Origin of the sequence: Streptomyces sp. NPDC059247, assembly GCF_042754005.1 — a bacterium.
Classification (GTDB): Bacteria; Actinomycetota; Actinomycetes; order Streptomycetales; family Streptomycetaceae; genus Streptomyces.
In genome coordinates, this window is sequence record NZ_JBHYZW010000006.1 from 218108 (window position 1) to 241728 (window position 23621).

At 73.0% G+C, this 23621-nt stretch carries 22 protein-coding genes and 1 tRNA gene; 9 read left to right on the forward strand and 14 right to left on the reverse strand.

All coding sequences use genetic code 11. The annotated features are described in order from the left end of the window. Positions 1 to 55 precede the first annotated feature (55 nt). The 5 genes from ACFXGN_RS14525 to ACFXGN_RS14545 form a co-directional block, all read right to left on the reverse strand. A complete protein-coding gene (locus ACFXGN_RS14525; protein WP_384858182.1) occupies positions 56 to 559 on the reverse strand; it encodes a GNAT family N-acetyltransferase in 504 nt (167 codons plus the stop codon). Positions 560 to 763: 204 nt separating this feature from the next. Next, positions 764 to 949, reverse strand: a complete 186-nt coding sequence (locus tag ACFXGN_RS14530; RefSeq protein ID WP_366443234.1) for a hypothetical protein — start codon at positions 947 to 949, stop codon at positions 764 to 766. A 98-nt stretch (positions 950 to 1047) separates the two neighbouring features. Then, positions 1048 to 1947, reverse strand: a complete 900-nt coding sequence (locus ACFXGN_RS14535; protein WP_384858186.1) for an SDR family oxidoreductase — start codon at positions 1945 to 1947, stop codon at positions 1048 to 1050. Beyond that, positions 1944 to 2849, reverse strand: coding sequence for an alpha/beta fold hydrolase (locus ACFXGN_RS14540; protein WP_384858189.1), 906 nt, complete (start codon positions 2847 to 2849; stop codon positions 1944 to 1946). Before ACFXGN_RS14540 ends, ACFXGN_RS14535 begins: the two co-directional genes overlap by 4 nt. After that, on the reverse strand, positions 2846 to 4435 hold the full coding sequence (locus ACFXGN_RS14545; RefSeq protein ID WP_384858192.1) for a flavin-containing monooxygenase: 1590 nt from the start codon (positions 4433 to 4435) through the stop codon (positions 2846 to 2848). The genes ACFXGN_RS14540 and ACFXGN_RS14545 overlap by 4 nt, the downstream gene beginning before the upstream one ends. Positions 4436 to 4689: 254 nt before the next feature. Between ACFXGN_RS14545 and ACFXGN_RS14550 the strand changes: the two genes are divergently transcribed. Further along, positions 4690 to 5337 carry a MerR family transcriptional regulator gene (locus ACFXGN_RS14550; protein WP_384858552.1) on the forward strand — a complete coding sequence of 216 codons (648 nt, stop codon included), beginning with the start codon at positions 4690 to 4692 and terminating at the stop codon, positions 5335 to 5337. On the opposite strand, the gene ACFXGN_RS14555 is transcribed toward ACFXGN_RS14550, so the two are convergent. Beyond that, positions 5325 to 6128, reverse strand: a complete 804-nt coding sequence (locus ACFXGN_RS14555; protein ID WP_384858194.1) for an exodeoxyribonuclease III — start codon at positions 6126 to 6128, stop codon at positions 5325 to 5327. The two genes, ACFXGN_RS14550 and ACFXGN_RS14555, sit on opposite strands and share 13 nt — an antisense overlap. A gap of 51 nt (positions 6129 to 6179) precedes the next feature. Here ACFXGN_RS14555 and ACFXGN_RS14560 point away from each other — a divergent pair, with 51 nt between their 5' ends. The 5 genes from ACFXGN_RS14560 to ACFXGN_RS14580 all read left to right on the forward strand — a co-directional run bounded on the left by ACFXGN_RS14560 (position 6180) and on the right by ACFXGN_RS14580 (position 11154). Further along, a complete protein-coding gene (locus ACFXGN_RS14560) occupies positions 6180 to 6659 on the forward strand; it encodes a GNAT family N-acetyltransferase (protein ID WP_384858195.1) in 480 nt (159 codons plus the stop codon). A 158-nt stretch (positions 6660 to 6817) separates the two neighbouring features. Then, positions 6818 to 7540 carry a response regulator transcription factor gene (locus tag ACFXGN_RS14565; RefSeq protein WP_384858554.1) on the forward strand — a complete coding sequence of 241 codons (723 nt, stop codon included), beginning with the start codon at positions 6818 to 6820 and terminating at the stop codon, positions 7538 to 7540. A 127-nt stretch (positions 7541 to 7667) separates the two neighbouring features. Next, on the forward strand, positions 7668 to 9656 hold the full coding sequence (locus tag ACFXGN_RS14570) for a sensor histidine kinase (protein ID WP_384858197.1): 1989 nt from the start codon (positions 7668 to 7670) through the stop codon (positions 9654 to 9656). Between the two features lie 323 nt (positions 9657 to 9979). Continuing rightward, a complete protein-coding gene (locus ACFXGN_RS14575; RefSeq protein WP_384858200.1) occupies positions 9980 to 10393 on the forward strand; it encodes a hypothetical protein in 414 nt (137 codons plus the stop codon). A gap of 143 nt (positions 10394 to 10536) precedes the next feature. Next, the gene (locus tag ACFXGN_RS14580) at positions 10537 to 11154 is read left to right on the forward strand and encodes a class F sortase (RefSeq protein WP_384858203.1); all 618 of its coding nucleotides are present in this window, start codon (positions 10537 to 10539) and stop codon (positions 11152 to 11154) included. Positions 11155 to 11320: 166 nt separating this feature from the next. Here the strand turns inward: ACFXGN_RS14580 and ACFXGN_RS14585 are convergent. The 7 genes from ACFXGN_RS14585 to galU form a co-directional block, all read right to left on the reverse strand. After that, positions 11321 to 11394 (reverse strand) — tRNA-Ala (locus ACFXGN_RS14585). Positions 11395 to 11467: 73 nt separating this feature from the next. Next, a complete protein-coding gene (gene glpR / locus ACFXGN_RS14590) occupies positions 11468 to 12487 on the reverse strand; it encodes a gephyrin-like molybdotransferase receptor GlpR (protein WP_384858205.1) in 1020 nt (339 codons plus the stop codon). 137 nt (positions 12488 to 12624) lie between these two features. Next, positions 12625 to 13236: a GNAT family N-acetyltransferase gene (locus ACFXGN_RS14595; RefSeq protein WP_384858208.1), complete on the reverse strand. Its 612-nt coding sequence runs from the start codon at positions 13234 to 13236 to the stop codon at positions 12625 to 12627. Then, a complete protein-coding gene (locus ACFXGN_RS14600; RefSeq protein ID WP_384858211.1) occupies positions 13233 to 13748 on the reverse strand; it encodes a molybdenum cofactor biosynthesis protein B in 516 nt (171 codons plus the stop codon). Before ACFXGN_RS14600 ends, ACFXGN_RS14595 begins: the two co-directional genes overlap by 4 nt. Positions 13749 to 13822: 74 nt before the next feature. Then, a complete protein-coding gene (gene moaC / locus ACFXGN_RS14605) occupies positions 13823 to 14308 on the reverse strand; it encodes a cyclic pyranopterin monophosphate synthase MoaC (protein WP_384858213.1) in 486 nt (161 codons plus the stop codon). Positions 14309 to 14365: 57 nt separating this feature from the next. Further along, a complete protein-coding gene (glp, locus tag ACFXGN_RS14610) occupies positions 14366 to 15634 on the reverse strand; it encodes a gephyrin-like molybdotransferase Glp (RefSeq protein WP_384858557.1) in 1269 nt (422 codons plus the stop codon). A 160-nt stretch (positions 15635 to 15794) separates the two neighbouring features. After that, positions 15795 to 16706, reverse strand: a complete 912-nt coding sequence (gene galU / locus ACFXGN_RS14615; RefSeq protein WP_384858215.1) for a UTP--glucose-1-phosphate uridylyltransferase GalU — start codon at positions 16704 to 16706, stop codon at positions 15795 to 15797. A gap of 104 nt (positions 16707 to 16810) precedes the next feature. On the opposite strand from galU, the gene ACFXGN_RS14620 reads away from it, so the two are divergent. Beyond that, complete coding sequence (locus tag ACFXGN_RS14620; protein WP_384858218.1) at positions 16811 to 17416, forward strand: 5-formyltetrahydrofolate cyclo-ligase; 606 nt, start codon at positions 16811 to 16813, stop codon at positions 17414 to 17416. Here the strand turns inward: ACFXGN_RS14620 and ACFXGN_RS14625 are convergent. After that, complete coding sequence (locus ACFXGN_RS14625; RefSeq protein ID WP_384858221.1) at positions 17406 to 20168, reverse strand: penicillin acylase family protein; 2763 nt, start codon at positions 20166 to 20168, stop codon at positions 17406 to 17408. The two genes, ACFXGN_RS14620 and ACFXGN_RS14625, sit on opposite strands and share 11 nt — an antisense overlap. A 259-nt stretch (positions 20169 to 20427) precedes the next feature. Here ACFXGN_RS14625 and ACFXGN_RS14630 point away from each other — a divergent pair, with 259 nt between their 5' ends. Together ACFXGN_RS14630 and ACFXGN_RS14635 are read left to right on the forward strand one after the other, a co-directional pair. Then, complete coding sequence (locus ACFXGN_RS14630; protein WP_384858224.1) at positions 20428 to 21951, forward strand: potassium/proton antiporter; 1524 nt, start codon at positions 20428 to 20430, stop codon at positions 21949 to 21951. A gap of 362 nt (positions 21952 to 22313) precedes the next feature. Continuing rightward, a complete protein-coding gene (locus ACFXGN_RS14635; RefSeq protein WP_384858227.1) occupies positions 22314 to 23585 on the forward strand; it encodes an MFS transporter in 1272 nt (423 codons plus the stop codon). Positions 23586 to 23621: the final 36 nt, after the last annotated feature.

The window sequence follows — 23621 nt, forward strand, 5'->3', positions numbered from 1 at the left end:
CCCGGCCCCGGCCCCGGCGGAGGTCCGGCCCCCGTTCCCGGCGGAGGTCCGGTCCTCAGGAGGCGGTCCCGTACGACAGGCCCAGGTCCAGTTCGTACGAGGTCCCCGCGCGCCCGCCCAGCGTCACGCTGCCGACCGCGCCGAACCCGGCCCGGCCGAGCACCGCCCTCGACCCGTCGTTGTCGAGGGTCGTGACGGCGGTCAGCCTGCTCAGCCCGTACGCCTCCCGGGCCAGCCTGCACACCTCCCGCACCCCGGCCGTCGCCACGCCCCGCCCGGTCGCCCGCCGGGCCACCCGGTAGCCCAGCTCGGCTCCCCCGTCGGCGACGTCGAGGAGGTTGAACCGCCCGAGGACCTCCCCGTCCTCCCCCACGAGCACATGGAAGTGGATCGTCCCGGTCTCCTGCTCGTCGAGGAGCGCCCGGTGCCGTTCCTCGAAGGCGGTGAAGTACGCGTCCCCCCGGTCGGGCACGGACGCGGCGAAGTAGGCCCGGTTCTCGCGCTCGAAGGCGAGCAGGGCGGGTGCGTGATCGGAGCGCAGTCGCTCAAGTACGGCCATGGCCGTCACGGTACGAAGATCCGCCGCCCGGTGCGTACGACTTTTCGGCCGGAGGCGGCCGGTCCGGCGCGGCGCGGATCCCGCCCGCGCTCCGGACGGGCGCGCGGGCCCGTACCCCGGATGGCCCCGCGCCCGCGCGCGAGGAGGCGCACCCGGTGCCCTCACCGGGTGCGCCTCGCGCGGACGGGGCCCGCGGGGCCGCCGTCAGGCGTCGTAGTCCTGGTCGAAGCGGTCCTGGGCCTCCTGCTGGGCCCGCTGCGTCTCGCTCTTGCCCCGGTCGCCCGCCTGGGAGGCACGCTCGGACGCCTCGTCCTTCGCCTTGCCCGCCGCCTGCCTGGCCTGCTCCTTGAGCTGTTCCGCCTTGTCCTTGAACTGGTCCTGGATGCCCATGAAGGTCACTCCTAGAAGGGTGTGAGGGGGACGGGGCGGTGTGCCCCGTGGGCCTCGACCAGCCTCGCACGGGCGAACATTCCACGCATGTCGATCGGTTACGGACGGCTACCGGTGGGGGAACCCCCGGTCCTGGCCTTCTCGTCGGCCGCGCCGCCCGCCCCCACGAGCCCCTTGGGCACGGAGCCGAGCCGGGGTCCGAAGCGCTTCATCTCGCGCTGCCCGACGGTCGCGATCATCCCCGGCAGGTACCCCCGGAGCGACTGCATCCCGCGCAGCCACCACTGCGCGTACACATGGGCCGAGCGCCGCTCGATGCCCGCCACGATCCGGTCGACGGCCGGACCGAGGGGGTACGTGCGGTTCGCCGGCCACGGCAGCCGCTGCCGCAGCTCCCGCATCACGTCGTCCTCGTCGGCGCCCCGGACCATGTCCGTGTCGGTCCAGGAGAGATAGCCGACGCCGACCCCCACCCCCTTGTACGCGACCTCGGCGCGCAGGCTGTGGGCGAAGGCCTCGACGCCCGACTTGGAGGCGCAGTACGCCGTCATCATCGGCGCCGGGGTGAGCGCGGCGAGCGAGGCGATCTGGAGGAAGTACCCCCGGGACTCCATGAGGACGGGCAGGAACGCCCGGCCGGTCACGGCGCCGCCGATCAGGTTGACCTCGATGACCCGCCGCCAGGCCGCCGGGTCGGAGTCGACGAACGGGCCGCCCGCCGCGACCCCGGCGTTGGCGACGACGATGTCCACCTTCCCGAACCGTTCCTTCACCTCGGCCGCGACCCGGGCCATCGCCTCGTGGTCGGTGACGTCGGCGTGCCACCAGTCGGCCTCGGTGTGCAGCCGCCCGGCGACCTCCTTCAGCTGCTCGGGCTCCAGACCGACGAGCGCGATCCGCGCCCCGCGTGCGGACAGCTTGCGGGCGAGGAGCTCCCCGACGCCACGGGCGCCTCCGGTGACGACCGCGACCTGTCCTTCCAGGCTCACCCGGCTCATGCCTTCTCCTTCGTCTCCAGGTACGTGCTGGTCAGTTCACGGATGCGGGCGGTGACGGCCTCGGGGGCCTCCACCGGTGTCATATGACCCATGCCCGGAAGTTCGAGCAGTCCCACGCACTGCGGCAGCGCCGCGGCCATGGCCCGGGAGTGCGGGGGCGGGGTGAGCCGGTCGGCGGTGCCGACGAGGACCGCGACCGGCAGGTCCAGGGCCCGCAGGCCCGCCTCCAGGTCGATCCCGGCGAGGACCCGGGACCAGCCGACCCGGGCCCCACGCGGGCAGGCGTGCACGATCCGGGCGCAGGCGTCGACCCGGTCGGGGGCGGAACCCGGGCCCATCGTCGCGTACTTGAGGATCTTCTTCGAGACGGCGTTCACCGGGCCGAACGGCGCCTTGGCACCGAGGACGGCGCGGGTGAGCCGGGTCCGCCGGGCGCTGGGGCGGCCGGGGACCACGGTGGCCTCGGCGGTCAGCCGCGACGGGCCGGTGGAGCAGAGCAGCAGGGCCGCCGCGTGGGCCCTGAGGCCGGGCCGGTCGGCCGCCGCCATCAGGGTCATGCCGCCCATGGAGTGTCCGGCGACGACGGCCTTCTCGCCGGGGGCGAGGGTGGCGGCGAGGACCGCTTCGAGGTCGTCGGCGAGCGCCCGGACGGCGTAGCCGGAGGGCCCGGCGGGGGCCGGGGAACGGCCGTGGCCGCGCTGGTCGTAGGCGATGACCCGGTGGTCGGCGGCGAGGGAGCCGATCTGCGCGGCCCAGAAGGCGATCGAGCAGGTCCAGCCGTGGGCGAGGACGACGGCGGGCGCGCCCTCGGGGCCGTAGGTCTCGACGTGGACGGGGGAGCCGTCGGCGGAGACGACGGTGAGCTCCCGGGACGGGGACAGCGGGGTCGGGCGCCTGCTCACCGGGCGTTCTCCTTCGTACGGGGGGTGTCGCCGTCCTTCGGGGCGCTGTCCTTCGGGGCGCCGTCCTTCGTCGCGCTGTCCGCCATCGCGCTTCCCCCGGCGGCGGGGGCGGTCGGCCGGGGGGCGCGGATCACCTCGTACTCGGAGAGGTCGACCTGCCGGGTCTCGCGGCGGAACTCGCCGGTCGTGCCGGGCCACAGGGTGGTGTTGCGTCCGTTGGCGTCGAGGTACCAGCTCTCGCAGCCACCGGCCCAGACGGTGCGTTCCATCCGCTTCTGGACCTTGCGGTTCCAGGCGCCGACGGCGGAGGGCCGGACGGCGAGGGCGGCGCGCCCGCCGAGGACGTCCAGCTGGCGCAGGTAGTCCGCCAGGTAGTTGAGCTGGGACTCGATCATCAGGATCATCGAGGAGTTCCCGAGGCCCGTGTTGGGGCCGATGACGGTCAGGAAGTTGGGGAATCCGGCGGCGGTGGCGCCGCGCAGCGCCTCCATGCCGTTCTTCCAGGACTCGGCGAGGGTCCGCCCGTCCGCGCCGACGACCCGCTCGGCGATCGGCAGGTCGGTGACGTGGAAGCCGGTGCCGAAGACGATCACGTCGGCCTCGGTCTCGGTGCCGTCGGCGGCGACGAGGGTCGAGCCGCGGACTTCGCGGAGCCCGGCGGCGACGACGTCCACATTGGGCTGTACGACGGCCGGGTAGTAGGTGCTGGAGAGCAGGATGCGCTTGCAGCCGATGCGGTACGAAGGGGTCAGCTTGGCCCGCAGGACGGGGTCCTCGACCGCCTTGGCGAGGTTGGCCCTGGCGAGCTTCTCGACGAGCCCGAGCACCCCGGGATGCTTGGTGAAGGCGCCGACCTGGAGTTCCCGGATGCCCCAGAGGAGGCCGCGGCGCGCGGTGCCGGTGGCGGGCACGGCGCGGTGCAGCCAGCGCTCGGGGCGGCTGACGGCCCGGTCCATGCGGCGCATCACCCAGGGGGGCGTGCGCTGGAAGAGGGTGAGCCGTCCGACCTCCGGCTGGATCGCGGGCACGATCTGGATGGCGGAGGCGCCGGTGCCGATCATGGCGACGCGCTTGCCGGTGAGGTCGTGGTCGTGGTCCCAGCGGGCCGAGTGGAAGACCTTGCCCGGGAAGCCGTCGAGCCCCGGGACGTCGGGGATCCTGGGGTCGGAGAGCGGTCCGGTGGCGGAGACCACGACATCGGCGCTGAAGCCGCCGCGGCTGGTCTCGATCTCCCAGCGGAGCGCCTCGGCGTCCCAGGCCATCCGCAGGACCTCGTGGCCGAGGCGCAGATGGGGGCGGACCCCGAAGGTGTCGGTGACGTGTTCGAGGTAGGCGCGGATGTGCCGCTGGCCCGAGAAGGTGCGGGGCCAGTCGGGGTTGGGCGCGAAGGAGAAGGAGTAGAGGTGGGAGGGGACGTCGCAGGCGCAGCCGGGGTAGCTGTTGTCCCGCCAGGTGCCGCCCACGGAGTCGGCCCGTTCCAGGACCACGAAGTCGGTGATGCCCTCGCGGCGCAGCCGGACGGCGGCGCCGATGCCGCCGAATCCCGATCCGATCACCGCCACCCGTACGTGCTCGTGCTTCGCCATGCCGCCTCCCGCGCGCCCGGCTGATCGCGCCAGCAATCACTGGCACAGTCGGGACTGTAGAGCAGCGGCCTACCCAGCGGTAGAGGTACGACGAGGGAAAGTTACCGGCGGTACAACATAGGCTGGCGGGCGTGACGGACGGATGGGACGAAGGACCGGGCAGGGCGCCGGGCGCCCGCGCGGCGACGGGCGGAGACCCCGGCGGGACGCCGGGAGGCGCCACGGCGACCGGCGGGGGCGTGCGCGAGTACCGCATGGAGGAGCTCGCCGCCGCCGCCGGGATCACCGTGCGCACCCTGCGCTTCTACCGGGAGCGCGGCCTGATCCCGCCGCCCCGCCGGGAGGGCCGGATCGCCTGGTACGACGAGCGGCACCTGGCCCGGCTCCGTACCGTCGCCGCCCTCCTGGAGCGCGGCCACACCCTCAACGGCATCGCCGACCTCACCACCGCCTTCGAGAGCGGGCGCAACGTCCGCGAGGTCCTCGCCCTCGGCGCCCCCGGCGAGGAGGAGCCGGTCCGCCTCACCCCCGAGGAGCTGGCGGACCACTTCGCGGGCGAGGTCACCCCGGACAACCTCGCCGCCGCCCTGGACCTCGGCTACCTCGTGACCGACGGCGAGGAACTGGTCCACATCAGCCGCAGGCTGCTCGACGTCTCCGCCGCCCTGGTCCGCGAGGGCGTCCCGCTCGCCGAGGTCCTCAAGGCGGGCTCCCGGGTCCGTGAGCACGCCGACGCGCTCGCGGACCTCTTCGCCGACCTGCTGCGCACCCATGCCGCCGGGGACGACCCGTGGCGGCTGCGCCCCCTGGCGAAGAGCGTCGTGGAGGCGGAGCTGTCGATGGCCCTCGACCGCCGTCTGGGCACCGCCCCCCTCGCTCCCCCTCGGCCTCAGAGTTCGTAGACGACCGTGACGGGGGCGTGGTCGCTCCACCGCTCGGCATGGGTCTCGGCCCGCTCCACGTACGCCTTGACCGCCTTGGCGGCGAGGCCGGGGGTGGTCATCTGGTAGTCGATGCGCCAGCCGGTGTCGTTGTCGAAGGCCCGGCCCCGGTAGGACCACCAGGAGTAGGGGCCCTCCTGGTCGGGGTGGAGGGCGCGCACGACGTCGACGTAGCCGCCGTCCTCCGCGTCGAGGAGCCGGTCGAGCCAGGCGCGCTCCTCGGGCAGGAAGCCCGCGTTCTTCTTGTTGGACTTCCAGTTCTTGAGGTCGGCCTCGCGGTGGGCGATGTTCCAGTCGCCGCAGACGACGACCTCGCGGCCGTCGGCGGCGGCCCGCTCCCGCAGCCCCTTGAGGTAGGGCAGGAACTCCTCCATGAACCGGTACTTCTCGTCCTGGCGCTCGGTGCCGACCTCGCCGGAGGGCAGATAGAGGCTGGCGACGGTCACACCGGGCAGATCGGCCTCGACGTACCGGCCGCTGTCGTCGAACTCCGCCGACCCGAAGCCGACGCGCACCCGGTCCGGCTCACGGCGGGTGTAGAGGGAGACGCCCGCACGGCCCTTGGCGGCGGCGGGCGCGTGGACGACGGACCAGCCCTCGGGCGCCCGCAGCTCCGGGGGCAGCTGCGCCTCCTCGGCGCGCACCTCCTGGAGACAGACGGCATCGGCGGTGGTCCCGCCCAGCCACTCGACGAAACCCTTCTTGGCGGCGGCGCGGAGCCCGTTGACATTCGCTGAGGTGACAGTGACCATCCCGGGAGGATACCGACTCCCCTCCTTTCGTATAGATGTACGATGCATCGCATGAAAATCCAGCCGACGCCCTACGACCACCCCGACGCCGTCGCGCTCGACGCCGAGGTCCAGGCGGAGTACGCCGCCCGCTACGACGACGAGGGCGACGTCACACCGCTGGACGCCGGGATGTTCGTCCCGCCCCACGGCCTCTACCTGCTCGCCTACGACCCCGAGGGCCGCCCCGTCGCCACCGGCGGCTGGCGCACCCAGGACGAGAACGACGCGGGCTACGCGAACGGCGACGCCGAACTGAAGCGCATGTACGTCGTCCCCGGCGCCCGGGGCCTCGGTCTGGCCCGCCGCGTCCTCGCCGCCCTGGAGTCCGACGCCCGCGCGACCGGCCGCGTCCGCATGGTCCTGGAGACGGGCGTCGCCCAGCCGGAGGCGATAGCCCTCTACCTCTCCAGCGGCTACGAGCCCTGCGCCAAGTTCGGCCACTACCGCGACCACCCGGCCAGCCGCTGCTTCGCCAAGCCGCTGGTCTGACACCGGGGGCCGGGAACGGCCGCCGACGACACGGCGAGCGGGAGCGCCCCGGCGACCGCCGGGACCGGGTGAGGGTGCCGTACGGGCCACCGGCCTTGTACCGCAAGCCCGTTCGCCCCTCGTGCCTGTCTACGATCGGTGCCGTGTGCGCACATGTGATGATCGCCGAGGACGACGACAAACAGGCCGAGCTGGTCCGCCGCTACCTCCTGCGCGAAGGGCACTCCGTCACCCTGGTGACGGACGGCCGCGCCGCCGTCGAGGGCGTCCGCCACCGGCCCCCCGACCTGCTCGTCCTGGATGTGATGATGCCCAGGATCGACGGCCTGGACGTACTGCGGATCCTGCGGGCCGAGGCGTACGGACTCCCCGTGCTGATGCTCACCGCCCGCTCCACCGAGGACGATCTGCTCCTCGGGCTCGACCTCGGCGCCGACGACTACATGACCAAGCCGTACAGCCCGCGCGAGCTGATGGCCCGGGTCCGCACCCTGCTGCGCCGCACCGCGCCGCGCGGCGGGACCGCCCCACCGGCCGACGAGCGCCTGCTGACCGTCGGGGAGCTGGTGGTCGACCCGGAGAGGCACGAGGTCAGGGTCGGAGGCGGCGGCATCGACTGCACGCCCGGCGAGTTCCGGATCCTCGCTGCGATGGCCACCGAGCCGGGCCGGGTCTTCACCCGCCAGCGCCTGCTCCAGGAACTCCACGGGTACACCCGCTACATCGGTGACCGGACCGTCGACGTCCACATCATGAACCTGCGGAAGAAGGTCGAGACCGAGCCGAAGCGGCCCGAGAGGCTGCTGACCGTCTTCGGCGTCGGCTACAAGCTGGTCGACCCCGCCACGGTCCCGGGACGCGGCGACCGTGCGACGCCGTAGCCGAGACCGTACGAGAGGGGCCGACGGGATGGGAGAGTCCAGCGGTACGGAGCGCGGGACCGGCACGGGAGGGATGAGAGGTACAGGAGGTCCAGGAGGGATGGGAGGTGCAGGAGGTACGGGAGAGGTGAGCGGGGCCCGGGACGCGCACCGCGCCCGGCGGCTGCCCCTGCGCAAGAGCCTGCTGGCCCGGCTCCTCGCGGTCTCCGCCCTCGTGGCCGTCTGTTCCGTCGCCGCCACCGCCTGGCTCGCCGCGCAGACCACCACCGGCGCCATCGAACGCGAACAGGGCCGCGATCTCGCCAAGGACGCCCGGATCTACCGCGCGCTCCTGGGCCACGCCGCCACCAACCCCCAGTGGGACGGGGTCGAGCGCAAGGTCAGGGAGCTGGCCGCCGCCGACGACCGGCGGATCGTGCTCGTCAACCCGCGCAGCGGGCTCGTCGTCGCCGACTCCTCGACCGAGAAGAACCCGCCCGCGCTCCCCGAGACGCCCTCCGCGTCCATCGACCCGCTGAGGGTCGACGCCGCCTTCGGCGACGCCGTCGACAACGACGCGCCCGGCGCCCTGACCTCCGCGAACAGCGGCAAGGGCAGCATCGATCCGCGCGCCGTGGGCCCGTTCCAACTGCCCGGCACGGAACGGGCCGCCCTGCGCGAGCTCGCCGACGGGGTGGTGTCCTGCCTGCGCGGAAGGTACTCCCTGAACGCCGAGCGCATGACCACCCCCAGCGGTCGCTCCTACATCCGGACGGCGGGTCTGGAGACCGAGCGGTACCAGCACTTCTGCGGCCTGGCGGAGCTGGCGCGGCCCACCGCCACCGAGCAGAAGGCGGTCGCGGCGCTCAACAGGCTCTCCAACACCTGTCTGGGCCGCAGCAAGCGCACCGCGATCCCCCTGTGGCTGAGCCACGGCACCCAGGGGGAACCCCGGATCCTCATCGGCGACCGGAGCGGCCCGGACGAGTCGACGATCTTCCCCCTCGACCAGCGGCCCCCCGGTCCCCCCGGGGCCTCGGACAAGGTCCGGATCGACGTGGTCGAGGTGCGGGGGATGCCCCACCGGGTCGACAGCACGGTCGAGAACTGTGTGGACACCGCCCGCCGCCAGCAGCTCGTCTCCCATGTCGCCGCCCCCGCCGAGCTCTACATCAGCGACCCCGACGGCAGCCCCACCGCGCCCGGCTTCGACCTCTCCCCGGACGACACCGCCCGGGTCGCGGGGGTCGCCGCGCTGGTCCTCGCGCTGACCGTCGGCGCCTCCGTGCTGGCGGCCACCCGGCTGGTCCGGCCCCTGCGGGCGCTGACCTCGGCCGCACAGCTCATGAAGGACGGGGAGGCCACCGCGCCCGTCCCCGTGCGCTCCGACAACGAGATCGGCCGGCTCGCCGCCGCCTTCAACGACATGGCCGCGCACCGCGCACGGCTGGAGCACCAGCGCCGCGAGATGGTCGGTGACGTCGCCCATGAACTGCGGACCCCGCTGAGCACCATCCGGGGCTGGCTGGAGGGAGCCCAGGACGGCGTCGCCGACCTCGACCCCGCCTTCGTCTCCTCCCTGCTCGAAGAGGCGGTGCAGCTCCAGCACATCATCGACGACCTCCAGGACCTGGCCCAGGCCGATGCGGGCGAACTGCGGCTGAACCCCGCGCCGCTGGAGGTGGGGGAGCTGCTCACCCAGGTCGCCGCCGCGCAGGCACCGCGCGCCGAGACGGCCGGGGTCCGCCTCGCGGTGACCTTCCCCGACGGGCTGCCGGACCTCAGTGCGGACCCGGTCCGGCTGCGGCAGGCGGTCGGGAACCTGGTCTCCAACGCCGTGCGCCACACCCCGCACGGCGGCACGGTCACCCTGCGCGCCCGCGCCGCCGGTTCCCGGCTCGCCGTCGAGGTCGAGGACACGGGAAGCGGGATCCCGGCCGAGGATCTGCCGTACGTCTTCGACCGGTTCTGGCGCGCCGACAAGTCCCGCAACCGGCGGACCGGCGGCAGCGGGCTCGGGCTGGCGATCGTACGGAAACTGGCGGAGGCGCACGGCGGCACGGCGACGGCACGCAGCACTCCGGGGAAGGGGTCGGTGTTCACCCTGGAGCTGCCGGTGGCGGTGGACAAGGGCTGAACGGGCGGCCCGGATGCCCCACCGGGCCGGACGGGTCCGGCCGGGGCTTGTCGCCGTGCGGTACGGACGGACGCACGGCGGTACGACTGCGGCCGGGCCGGATCCCCCAAGGCCCTCCCCCAAGGCCTTACTCCAGGGCTCTGCCCCGGGGCCCGGATCCCCCTCACGGCCCGGATGCGCCACGGCCCTGATGCGCCACGGCCCGGCGCGTCCGGCCGCGACGCGGGGCTGACCTGGAGGCGACAACACCCTGACAGGTTCTTCATACGTCTTGGCCAGCCTGGACCCCGTACCCGATCCCAGCCTCCGAACGGAGTCCCACCATGACAACCACGTCCTCGCGCCGTGTCCTGAGGGCCCTCGCCGTCACGACCGCCGCCCTCGGCAGCGTCCTGGTCTCCGGCAGCGGCGCGTTCGCCGACACCGCCCCCGCTCCGACGAGGATCGCCGTGGCCGACAAGGTCGTGTGCAAGCCCCCGTCGGACCAGGGCAAGGGCACCGCCGAGACCCGTGTCACCGGCAAGGACGGCACCGTCTTCTGCCTCCAGCCCTCCGAGCGCGAGCGGTCGGCCGCGGTGCCGCGCGGCGGCGTCGCCGCGGGCGAGCGTCCCGCCACGGTCCAGGGCAGTGGCAGCCCCACCACGATCGTCGTCGGGGCCACGGCCGCCGCCGTCACCCTGGCCGCCGTGGGCACCGTCGTGATCCGCCGCCGCGCGGCGCACCACGACGCCCGCTGAGCCACGACGACGGCACCGGCGCAACCGAGAGCACCGACAGCCGTACGCCGGGCCGGTCCGTCGCGGTGACGCCCCCGTCACCGTGGCGGCCCGGCCCGGCCGCCGTTCCTCCCCCTGAACCCGTGTCACCGGAAGGCTTCCCCATGCACCGTCACCGCCTGCCGTCCTGGTACGCCGTCGGGCTGGCCCTCGCCCTCGCGCTGACGGGCTGCTCCACCGAGACCGGAGCCGGAACCGGAGCCGAGGCCGGGACCCGGACCGCGACCGGGGCCGCGAAGGACCCCGCACCGCCGTCCGCACCCGCCACGCCCGGCACGGCCGTCGCCGACCCCGTGCACGTCTCGATCCCCGCCATCAAAGTCAGCAGCGCTCTGATGCGCCTCGGGCTCAACCGCGATCGGACGGTCGAGGTACCGCCGCCCGAGAAGGGGATGACCGCGGGCTGGTACACGGGCGGAGCGGCCCCGGGCGAGAAGGGCGCCGCGGTCCTCATAGGACACAACGACACCAGGTTCGGCCGCGCCGTCTTCCACGATCTGAAGAAGCTCACCAAGGGCGCCGAGATCACCGTCCGCGACGCCCGCGGCAAGGACCTCACCTTCACCGTCACCGCGACCGAGACCGTACGGAAGACCGCCTTCCCCACCCAGCGGGTCTACGGCCCCACCGCCACGCCCGAACTGCGCCTCGTCACCTGCGACGGCGAGTTCGACGCCGAGGGACACCCGGTGGACAACCTGATCGTGTACGCCAAGCTCTGACCGGGGGCCGTCCGGTCACCACGTGACCGCCGCCCCGGCACATCCCGTCCCGTCCGCCACCTGGAAGGGACGTCGGACGCCCCCGGAACGACGAAGATCCCGCCCGATCTTGCGATCGGACGGGATCTCGTCACGTTCCCGAGAGCTACTCGCGAACTGTCGTTTGTGGACCTGTGGGGATTTGAACCCCAGACCCCCTCGATGCGAACGAGGTGCGCTACCAGACTGCGCCACAGGCCCTTGCGACGTGTGAAACATTAGCACCCCGACCGGCCGAGACAGAAATCAGTGCCTCCGCAGGTCAGCCGGGGGCTCACTCGTTGGCCGCGCGGGGCCTCTCGTCGTCGTCCGCGTACTGGTCGAAGAGCGGGGTCCGGCCGTGGTCGTGGCCCCGGGGGGCGCGGCGGCGGGGGGCCGGGGGCGCGGCGGGGGCCGGGTCGGCCACCGCGGAGGAGCGGGCGGCGCTCCAGGTCTCCGGGTCCGTGATGTCGATGCCGCCGGAGGCGCGGGGCGCGACCGGGGCGGTGACGTAGGTGGGCAGCGGGACGGGGACGGGGTCCCAGCTGTCGCCGCGGGCCGGGCGGCGTTCGCGCTGCTGGTCGACCCACTCGGCGTGGTCGGTCTGCTCGACGAGGGCCCGCCGGTCCGCCTCCTGCGGGGAGGGCCCGGCGGAGGGTTCGGGGGTCGGTTCGGGGGTGGGCGCCGGGCGCCTGCTCTCCCGCAGCCGGGCGGCGGCGGCCTCGGCGCGCCGCCGGTCCATGACGTACACGAAGCGGCGGCGTTCCTGGACGCGCAGATGCACGATGTACGCGCTGAGGAGCAGCGCGGGCACGGCCGGCGCCCACAGGAAGGCGACGCCGCCGACGACGGTGACGACCGCGCCGAGGGTGAAGGCCGCGAAGAGCAGCGTGGTGGTGCGCCGTCGGCGGGCGAGGACCTCGCCCCGGCGGGCGCGCTCGGCGGCGCCCGGGGCGGGGCGGCCGGGGGCGGGCTGCGGTGCCGGTGCGGGTTCGGGCTCCGGGAGTTCCAGGCGCGCTTCCGTTCTGGCCGCGGGCGCGGAGAACGCCCGGACGTCGGCCGAGCCGAGGGGCTCGGTCGCCGCGTCCGGGTCCACGTCGGGCGCCGGGCCTTCCACCGTACGGTCCCGCTGCTTCAGCTCCTTGGCGTAACGGCGCTCCATGCCCGCCCGTCCGGAAAGCAGCCGGATGGCGGTGCTGAAGCGTTCGGTGGGACGGGCTTCGTTCAGCTCGTCCTGCCTGCGGAGCCACATCGGCACCAAGTAGGCGGCCCAGGCCCCGACGATGACTGCGTAGATGAGGCCGCTGCTGCTCACGCCTCACACGGTAGAGGGGTTCGCGGGGGGGCATCGGCCAATTGGGCCGGTGTGTCGCACGATCTCGCTGATATCACTGAAGTTTTTTGTGATTTTTCGGATCGGCTGCCCCTCAACTACCGATTGAATTCGAACACTTATTTTATTCTTGCGCGGTGCCAGCGCCGGAGCAGTCCGTCCGGCACCTCTTCCGCCGTGAGCGCGAAGACCAGATGGTCCCGCCAGGCCCCGTCGATGTGCAGGTAGCGGGGCCGCAGCCCCTCCTCGCGGAAGCCCAGTTTCTCCACGACCCGGCGCGAAGGCCCGTTCTCCGGGCGGATGCACACCTCCATGCGGTGCAGACCGACCGTGCGGAAGCAGTGGTCGACCGCGAGGGCGACCGCCGTCGGCATCACCCCGCGCCCGGCGACCTCACCGTCCACCCAGTAGCCCACGTGCCCCGAGCACATCGAACCCCAGGTGATCCCGGCGACCGTCAACTGGCCGACGAGCCGTCCCCGGTACTCGATGACGAACGGCAGCATCCGGCCCGCGTTCGCCTCCGACCGCAGATGGCGCACCATCTGGCGGTACGTGGGCCGCTGCGCGGCCGGTCCGTCCGGCGGGGGCGGCGGAACCGTCGCCTCCCAGGGCCGCAGCCAGTCGCGGTTGCGCCGGTTCACCTCGCGCCAGGCCGTGTGGTCGCGCAGCCTGATCGGGCGGAGCAGGACCTCCCCGTCGACGAGGACGACCGGCCAGGACGGGATCACGACGGTCCCGGGTGGTCGCCGCCGCGGATCTGGTCGACGGCGTGCCGCAGCAGCGGCTCCAGGACGGCGAGCCCGTCCCGCACCCCGCCCGGCGAACCCGGCAGGTTCACGACCAGGGTGCCGCCCGCGACCCCCGCCAGCCCCCGGGAGAGCGCCGCCGTGGGCACCTTCTCCCGGCCGTACGCGCGGATCGCCTCGGGGATGCCCGGGATCTCCCGGTCCAGGACCCGGCGGGTCGCCTCGGGCGTCCCGTCGGTGGGCGAGATGCCCGTACCGCCGGTGGTGACGATCACGTCGTACCCGGCGGCGACGCCCGCCCGCAGCGCCGTCTCGACCGGCGCCCCGTCCGGGACGACCTCGGGGCCGTCCACGGCGAAACCGGCCCGGACCAGGCCCTCGGCGACCAGCGGGCCGCCCCGGTCCTCGTAGACCCCGGCCGCCGCCCGGTTCGAGGCGGTGACGACCAGCGCGGAGTACGGAGCGGGCGGGGCCCCTCCGGATGCCGCGGACACGGGCTCCCCGCCACCCGTACCCGCGCCCCGTTCGTGTGCGTGGTCGTGGGTGCCCGACACCCGGCCCGCGCGGGTCACGACGCGCCCCGGGTCCAGTGGCCCGACGCGCCGCCGGTCTTCTCCTCCACCCGCACGTCGGAGATGACCGCGCCCTTGTCGACCGCCTTCACCATGTCGACGACCGTGAGCGCCGCCACCGTCACCGCCGTCAGGGCCTCCATCTCGACCCCGGTGCGGTCCGTGGTCCGCACCGTCGCCAGGATCTCCACGGCCTCGTCGGTGACCGCCAGGTCCAGCGTCACGCCCGACAGGGCCAGCGGGTGGCAGAGCGGAATGAGGTCCGGGGTCTTCTTGGCGCCCATGATCCCGGCGATCCGGGCCGTCGCCAGCGCGTCGCCCTTCGGGACGCCCTCGCCGCGCAGCAGCCCGACCACGCGCGGCGAGACGAGGACCCGCCCGCTGGCACGCGCGGTGCGGGACGTGACGTCCTTCGCCGATACGTCGACCATGCGGGCCGCGCCCGCCTCGTCGATGTGGGTGAGACCTTGCTGCGTGCTCATGCCCGTGACACTCCCGGTCGCTGTGTGGGACGACACCGTACCCCCACCCTCGCCCCGTCAGCCGAGGAGGACCACCTCCAGCTCGGTGCCCGGTTCCACGCTCCGCGTCTCCTCCGGGACCACCAGCAGGCAGTCCGCGTGCGCGAGGGCCGCGACCAGATGGGAACCCGCACCGCCCACCGGAGTGACGGTGCCCGCCTCCGGGTCGTACGTCCCCCGGAGGAACTGGCGGCGCCCGGCCGGTGACGACAGCGGCCCGTCGGCGACGAGCCTCGCCCGCTCCCGGGGCCGGTGCAGCTCCGCCAGGCCCATCATGGCGCGGATCGCGGGCCGCACGAACAGCTCGAAGGACACGTACGAGGAGACCGGATTGCCCGGCAGCGCCAGCAGCGGGATCTGCTCGGCGCCGATCGCGCCGAAGCCCTGCGGTTTGCCCGGCTGCATGGCCAGCCTGCGGAAGTCGACCTGCCCGTCGGCGCTCAGCGCCTCCTTCACCACGTCGTACGCGCCGACGCTCACCCCGCCCGTGGTCACGATCAGATCGGCCCGGATCAGCTGGTCCTCGACGGTGGCCCGCAGCGACTCGGCGTCGTCGGCGACGGCCCCCACCCGGTAGGCGAGGGCTCCCGCGTCCCGCGCGGCGGCGGCCAGCGCGAAGCTGTTGGAGTCGTGGATCTGGCCCTCGCCCAGCGCCTCCCCCGGCTGGACCAGTTCGCTGCCGGTGGACATGACGACCACCCGGGGGCGGGGCCGCACCCGGACGGCGCCGCGCCCGATCGCGGCCAGCAGCCCGATCTGCGGCGGCCCCAGGACGGTGCCCGCCGCCAGGGCCAGCTCCCCGGCCCGGACGTCGCTGCCGCGCGCCCGGACATGGGCCCGGTCCTCGACCGGACGGTGCACCCGGACCTCGCCCGCCGCACCCCCCGGCGAGGTGCTGGCGGCGCTCATCCCGGTGGCGGCGCCCCCGCCCGTACCGCCGTCGGTCCACTCGACGGGGACGACGGCCCCGGCGCCGGGCGGCAGCGGGGCACCGGTCATGATCCGGGCGGCCTGCCCCGGGCCGACCTCCGGCAGGCCCCCGGCGCCCGCGGCGACGTCCCCGACGACCGTGAGGACCGCGGGGAACTCCTCGGTGGCCCCCGCGACATCGGCGACCCGGACCGCGTACCCGTCCATGGAGCTGTTGTCGAAGGGCGGCAGCGCGACCGGCACCGTCACGTCCTCGACGAGGACACAGCCCTGCGCGTCGAGGAGCTGGAGCTCGATGGGTTCGAGCGGGCCGACGGCCGCGAGGATGTCCGCCAGGTGCTCGTCCACCGTCCACAGACCGCGCTCCGGACCCGCGCAGACGTCCGCGGGGCCCGTCTCGTGCCCGAGGTCGTGCCCGCCCCCACCACCGTCCCCGGACCTTCCGGGACCGTCGTGGCCGGGCCGCTCCCCGTGCTCGCCGTGGGACTCCGACGGTGCCGTGCTGCTGCTCAAGGCGCTACATCTCCTCGTTGACGTATCTCCGGAGCCAGCTCCGGAAGTCCGGTCCCAGATCTTCACGTTCACACGCGAGTCTGACAATGGCACGCAGATAGTCGCCCCGGTCGCCGGTGTCGTAGCGGCGCCCCTTGAACACCACCCCGTGCACCGGCCCGCCGATCTTCTCGTCGGAGGCCAGTTTCTGCAGGGCGTCCGTCAGCTGGATCTCCCCGCCGCGCCCCGGCTCGGTCTCCCGCAGCGTCCGGAAGACGGCCGGATCGAGCACATAGCGGCCGATGATCGCGTAGTTGCTGGGCGCCTCGCCCGCGTCCGGCTTCTCGACCAGATCGGTCACCTTCACGACGTCCCCGTCGACGGTCCCCTCGACCGCCGCGCAGCCGTACAGATGGATCTGCGAGGGATCGACCTCCATGAGGGCGATCACACTGCCGCCCTCCCGCTCCTGCACCTCGACCATCCGCGCGAGCAGCGGATCGCGCGGATCGATCAGGTCGTCGCCGAGGAGGACCGCGAACGGCTGGTCGCCGACGTGCGGCGCGGCGCACAGCACGGCGTGCCCGAGGCCGCGCGGGGCGCCCTGGCGCACGTAGTGCATGGTGGCGAGGTCGCTGGACTCCTGGACCTTGGAGAGCCGTTCGCCGTCGCCCTTCCGGCTCAGGGCCTCTTCCAGCTCGTAGTTCCGGTCGAAGTGGTCCTCCAGGGGACGCTTGTTCCGGCCGGTGATCATCAGTACGTCGGAGAGCCCGGCGGCGACCGCCTCCTCGACGACGTACTGGATGGCCGGCTTGTCGACGACCGGCAGCATCTCCTTCGGCGTCGCCTTGGTCGCCGGGAGGAAGCGGGTGCCGAGACCGGCGGCCGGGATGACAGCCTTGCTGATCCGGCCGAGCCTGGGGAGCGACAGATTCATGCGGAGCACCTTAGCCGTTCGGAATGAGAGAAAGATGTGGCTCCGATTAACTTCCTCCGCATAAAGACCCTTACAAGACTTTCGAGAATGCGCAAGGGACCGCCATGACAGCAGAATTCTCCGAAAAGGCCGTGCTGCGCCGTCGACTTCTGGCCGCCCGCGCCGAGCGGGACACCGGGTCCCTGGCGGACGCGGCCGAGGCCCTCGCCCGCCGGGGGGTCGAACTGGCCGAATTCTCCGGGGCGTCCACGGTCGCCGCCTATGTGTCGGTGGGCCGCGAACCGGGCACGCGCGCGCTGCTCGACGCGCTCCGCGCGCGCGGGGCGCGGGTCCTGCTCCCCGTCCTGCTCCCCGACAACGACCTGGACTGGGCCGCGTACGAGGGTCCCGAGGGGCTGGTGAGGGCGGGCCGGGGACTGCTCGAACCGGCCGGTCCCCGGCTCGGCCCCGACGCGGTGTGCGCCGCCGACGCGGTCCTGCTGCCGGGTCTCGCGGTCGACGGGCGGGGGATGCGGCTCGGCCGGGGCGGCGGCTCGTACGACCGGGTGCTCGCCCGGCTGGCGCGCGCGGGCGCGGACCCGGCCCTGGTGGTGCTCCTGTACGCGGACGAGGTGGTCGCCCGGGTCCCGGAGGAACCGCACGACCACCCCGTGCACGCGGTGGTGACCCCGGCGGGGGTCACCCGTTTCCGTGGGCCCGCTACGGCTTGAGCAGCAGCGTGTCCCTGGTCGTCGCCTCGACAGCCGCCTTCCCGAACGCCCAGTCGTACAGCTCGCCGCGCGCCCAGGCGTCCGTCTGGTCGGTGTAGTGGGAGCTGAAGGCGTGGCCCGAGGCGCCGGTCAGGTTGATCCACCGGGACTTGTCCCAGTCGCCGACGTTGACGACCATCCGCATCGACGGCACCCAGATGACCTCGTAGCCTCCGGCCGCGTTCCAGCCGGTGGCGTCGACGGCCGCCTCGCCGCCGCCCAGGTTCCACGGGCCGCGGTTGAGGAGCCGCTGCACCACGTCGGGTCCCGCGGTGCCGAGGGTCTGGTTCCGCAGGGTCAGCTGGTGCAGCCGGCCCCAGCTCCAGGTGGAGATGTCCTTGCCGAGCTTGGCGGTCAGCTCCCAGCGCGCGTCCTTCATGGCGCGGGCGAGAAGCTGGTCACGGGTCTCGGTGGCCTGGTCGGTGCGGTTGCCGGGGGTGACCCACCACTCGCTCTTCTCCTGCTTGAGGAGCGGGCGGACCACCTCGTACCAGCGGTCGCCGCCGTCGGGCTGGGCCGAGTCCGGGTCGCGCTGGCCGCATTCCCGTACGAGCTTGTTCTGCTCGTCGACCGGGCCGGTGGCGTCGGCCGGGCGGACGTTGATGCAGTCGCCCTCGGGGCGCAGTTCCTTGGGCAGCTTCTCGCCGAAGGCGAGCTTCAGGACGTTGCGCCAGACCGCGTTGAAGTAGGCGGCGGCGGCCGAGTCGGGTTCCTGGGTGTAGTCCCAGCCCTCCAGGAGCTTCTGCGCCTCGCGGACGTACGGGTCGGAGATGTCGACCTTCAGCAGGAGCGGGTTCAGCAGGGTCGCGATCTCGCTGCGGTTGTCGGTCTGCATGGTCCGCATGTCGTCCGGCGAGATCTTCCCGCCGTCCTTGGTCTTCGACTCGATGAGGTCGTTGATCCGCTGGCTGCGCGAGCCGTAGCCCCAGTCCTTGGTGAGCAGCTCGGGGTAGGTCCTGTGGTCGATCACGGCCTGGTTGGCGGTGACGATGTAGCCGCGCGGCGGGTTGTACTCGTAGGGCAGCCGGTCGAAGGGGACGTAGCCCTTCCAGCGGTACGAGGAGTCCCAGCCGGGTGCCGGGAGGGTGCCGTCGCCCTTGCCGCGCTGCGGGATCTTGCCGGGCGACTGGTAGCCGATGTTGCCCTCGGTGTCGGCGTAGATCAGGTTCTGGGACGGGACCTCGAAGTTCTTGGCGGCGGCCCGGAACTCGTCGAAGTCCTTCGCGCGGTCGAGGGCGAAGATCGCGTCCATCGACTTCCCGGGCTGGAGCGCGGTCCACTGGAGGGAGACGCCGTAGCCGGTGCCCCGGTCGGGGGCGGCGTTGCCGACGGGGGCCTTCTGGCCGACCTTCTCCAGTTCGGCGGAGCGGTCGGAGACGAGCGGGCCGTGGCCGGTGGAGCGGACGGTGATCCTGCGGTCGGCGCCGCCCGCGACCTTGATGACCTCTTCGCGGGTGGTGAAGGGCTTGACCTTGCCGTCGACGAGGTAGCCGTCGGGGCCGATCCGCTCCAGGTAGAGGTCGGTGACGTCGGCGCCGAGGTTGGTGAGGCCCCAGGCGATCTTGTCGTTGTGGCCGATGATCACACCGGGCATTCCGGAGAAGGTGTACCCGGCGACGTCGTAGCGGCAGGTGGCCGAGACCGAGCGGCAGTGCAGGCCCATCTGGTACCAGAGGGACGGGAGCTGCGGAGCGAGGTGCGGGTCGTTGGCGAGCAGCGGCTTGCCGGAGGTCGTGTACTTGCCGCCGACGACCCAGGAGTTCGAGCCGATGCCGTTGCCGTTCGGGCCGAGCAGGGCGGGGACCCCGTCGAGGACCTCGGAGAGCGCGCTGAGCTGGGTCTGCGGGCCGGAGCTGTCGGAGCTGCCGTTCGCACTGTCCGAACCGTCGGGGCCGGTGCCCGGGGTGTCGCCGGTGGTCGTCCCGTCGCCCTCGTCCGCCTTGCCCTTCGGGTCGAACTTCCCGGTCTCCCCGTCGACCGCTCCCCCGCCGACGATCGGCTGGTGCAGCGCGTACGGGTACTCCGGGTACAGCTGCTTGATCTGGCTCGCGCTCAGCCTGCTCGTCATCAGCGAGCGGTCGATCTCGTCCTGCATGTTGCCGCGCAGGTCCCAGGCCATCGCCTTGAGCCAGGCCACCGAGTCCACCGGCGTCCACGGCTCGATCGCGTAGTCGTTGGTGAGGGCCAGGGCCGCGTACTCCATCGAGATCGCGGCCGGGTCCCGGTCCTTCAGATAGGCGTTGACGCCCTCCGCGTACGCCTGGAGGTACTTCTTCGTCTCCTGCGACAGGACCGTGTCGTACTCCTGCTGCGCGACCCGGCGCCAGCCGAGCGTGCGCAGGAAGGAGTCCGTCTCGACCTGGCTCTCGCCGAACATCTCCGAGAGGCGGCCCGCGGTCACGTGCCGCCGGACGTCCATCTCGTAGAAACGGTCCTGCGCCTGGACGTAGCCCTGGGCGCGGAACAGGTCCGTCTCGGTGTCCGCGTAGATCTGCGGGACGCCGTTCGCGTCCCTCTTGACCTCGACCTCGCCCGCGAGCCCGTCGAGCCGGATCTCGCCCGTGGTCTGCGGGAACGAGGCCCGGACGGTGCTCACTCCCCAGTACCCGCCCCATCCGACGCCCGCGACCAGGGCGAGGACCAGGACGAGGAGGATCAGGCGGGCGCGCCGCCCTTTCTTCTTGGCGGGGGGCGCGGTCGTGTTGGAGGGCATCGCTGTCCTTCGAGGGGCAGGGTGGTCCTGGAGTACGGGAGCCACCTTAGGCGCAGCGTCCGGGCCGCCCGGACGCGGAGTCGGCAAGAAGACCGCACGGATGAGCGAGGAGCCGCGAAGAAGGCGTCAAGAAAACGTTAAAGATTAGGTAAGGTAACGAAGTACCTGCCGCTGGAGGAACGATCCAGCTGCGTGTGAGGGGAAGGAACGGCCACTGACTGTCCACCAGCTCAACGAACTCCTGCTCATCAGCTCCCTCGTGCTGCTGATCGCGGTCGCGGCCGTACGGATCTCGTCCCGGAGCGGGCTCCCCAGCCTGCTGCTCTACCTCGGCATCGGCATCGCCATGGGCCAGGACGGCATCGGCAACGTCGCCTTCGACAACGCCGAGCTCACGCAGGTCATCGGTTACGCGGCCCTCGTCGTGATCCTCGCCGAGGGCGGCCTCGGCACGAAGTGGAAGGAGATCCGGCCGGCGCTGCCCGCCGCGGTCGTCCTCTCCACCGTCGGCGTCGCCGTGAGCGTGGGCATCACGGCCGCCGCCGCCCACTACCTCGTCGGTCTCGACTGGCGGCAGGCCCTCATCATCGGCGCCGTCGTCTCCTCCACCGACGCCGCCGCCGTCTTCTCCGTGCTCCGCAGGGTGCCCCTGCCGTCCCGGGTCACCGGCGTCCTGGAGGCCGAGTCCGGCTTCAACGACGCCCCCGTCGTCATCCTCGTCGTCGCCTTCTGCACCGCGGGACCCGTCGACCACTGGTACGTCCTGGTCGGGACGATAGCCCTGGAGCTCGCGATCGGTGTCGCCGTCGGCCTCGCCGTCGGCTTCCTCGGCGCCTACGGGCTCCGCCACGTCGCCCTGCCCGCCTCCGGCCTCTACCCGATCGCCGTCATGGCCATCGCCGTCGTCGCGTACGCCGCCGGTGCCATGGCCCACGGCTCCGGCTTCCTCGCCGTCTACCTCGCCTCGATGGTCCTCGGCAACGCCAAACTGCCCCACGCGCCCGCCAACCGGGGCTTCGCCGAGGGACTGGGCTGGATCGCCCAGATCGGCATGTTCGTCCTGCTCGGCCTGCTCGTCACCCCGCACGAACTGGTCCACGACTTCTGGCCCGCCGTCGTCATCGGCCTGGTCCTGACCGTCGTCGCCCGGCCCATGGAAGTCCTGGTCAGCCTGCTGCCCTTCCGCATCCCCTGGCAGGAGCAGGCCCTCATGTCCTGGGCCGGTCTGCGCGGAGCCGTGCCCATCATCCTCGCCACCATCCCGATGGTCTCCGGCATCGAGGGCAGCGAACGCATCTTCAACATCGTCTTCGTCCTCGTCGTCGTCTACACCCTCGTCCAGGGCCCGACCCTGCCCTGGCTCGCCAAGGCCCTCAAGCTCGGCGACTCCGGCGAGGCGGCCGACCTCGGCGTCGAATCCGCGCCCCTGGAACGGCTCCGCGGCCACCTGCTGTCCGTCGCCGTCCCCGAGCACTCCCGGATGCACGGCGTCGAGGTCGCCGAACTCCGCCTCCCGGCCGGAGCCGCCGTCACCCTCGTCGTACGCGAGGACGCCAGCTTCGTCCCCGGGCCCGACACCGTCCTGCGGCACGGCGACGAACTCCTCGTCGTCGCGACCGACCCCGTACGGGACGCCACCGAACGGCGGCTCCGCGCGGTCGGCCAGGGCGGCAAGCTCGCCGGATGGCTCGGCACCGGCGGCGCCACCGCCGCCTCCACCCCCACCGGCACCGCCCTCCGCTTCCAGCGCTCCGGACGGCATCACGGAGGAACATCCGATTAGGCCGCCCCTCCCGGATCCCGCCGAGCGTCACGCACCGGGAGGGGTCCTGGAGGGACGGCCGGTCCGGACCGGAAAGCGACGGCCCCGTCACAGGCGGGAAGACGGCCCCATCACAGGCGTGAATCCGGGGCAGGGAGCGTTTCCCAGGCAGGGAACGCTCCCTCCCTGTATCATGAAGGCACACTTGATCGAACCAACTCTGCCTGACGCAGAGCTGGCGCGACCGTATGGCGGCCGTGACGCCCCTCCCCACCGGAGGCCGGCCCGGTATCTACCGCAGTTCCGCGCATGAGGACAGCTCTCGGCGACACCCGCACCACCGTGCACGGGACGCGCTACCAGGCGGCAGAAAGGCAAGGACCGTGGCGTCCACGGTCGACACGGAGAAGCGTCCCGGTTACGGGCAGTTGCTGCGCACCCCCGGAGCACTCTCCTTCCTCCTGCCCGGCTTCGCCGCCCGGCAGCCCTTCGCGATGCTGACCATCGGCATCGTCCTGCTCGTCCAGCACACCACCGGCTCCTTCGGCAGCGCGGGCGCCGTCGCCGCCGCCACCGGTGTCTCGATGGCCCTCTTCGCCCCGCAGAGCGGCAAGCTCGCCGACCGCTTCGGCCAGCGCGCCGTCCTGCTCCCCGGCGTCCTCGTCCACACCGCGTCCGTCTCCCTGCTGGTGGTCCTCGCCCTCAACGGCGCCCCCCTGTGGGCCCTGTTCCTCGCGGCCGTCCCCGCCGGTGCCTCCGTGCCCCAGGTCGGCCCCATGGTCCGGGCCCGCTGGGCCGCCAAGCTCGACGGCACCCCGCTGATGCCGACGGCCGCCGCCTTCGAATCCGTCACCGACGAGTTCACCTTCGTGGTCGGCCCCGTCCTCGCCACCGCCCTGTGCACCGGGATCCACCCCGCCGCCGGACTGATCGCCGAAGCGGGCCTCACCCTCGTCGGCGGACTCTTCTTCGCCGCCCAGCGCGCCACCCAGCCCCCCTTCGGCGCCGCGGCGGCCGCCAGCACCGAACCCCACCGCTCGGCGCTCTCCGTCCCCGGCGTCCGCGTCCTGATCGTCGCCTTCCTCGGCATCGGCGCCGTCTTCGGCGGGATGCAGGTCTCCCTCACCGCCTTCACCGAGGAGATCGGCAACCCCGGCGCCAACGGCCTCCTCTACGGGGTCTTCGCCGCAGGCAACATGCTCGCGGGCATCGCCATGGGCGCCGTCGCCTGGAAGTCCGGCCCCCTCCGCCGCCTCCTCGTCGGCTACACGGGCCTCACCGTCGCCGCCTCCCTGCTGTGGACCGCCCACTCGGTGCTGCTCCTGGGCGCCCTGGGCCTGGTCGTGGGCCTCTTCATCGCCCCCGCCCTGATCACCGGCTACACCATCGTCGAGACCCTCATCCCCGCGTCCGCCCGCACCGAGGCCTTCACCTGGCTCACCGGCGCCGTCGCACTCGGTCAGGCCGCCGCCGTCACCGTCGCCGGACGCCTCGCCGACACCCAGGGCGCCAGCACCGGATTCCTGGTCCCGCTGGCGGGCACCGCACTGGCCCTGATCACCCTGCTCGCCCTGCGGTCCCGGCTCAAGCCGCGCGAGACGAGCCGGGTCACGGCACGTGGTGTCGGTCACCGCGTGCCGGTGGCGGTGGACTGATCCCGCGGAATACGTCACTATGGAACGTCGTTAGCA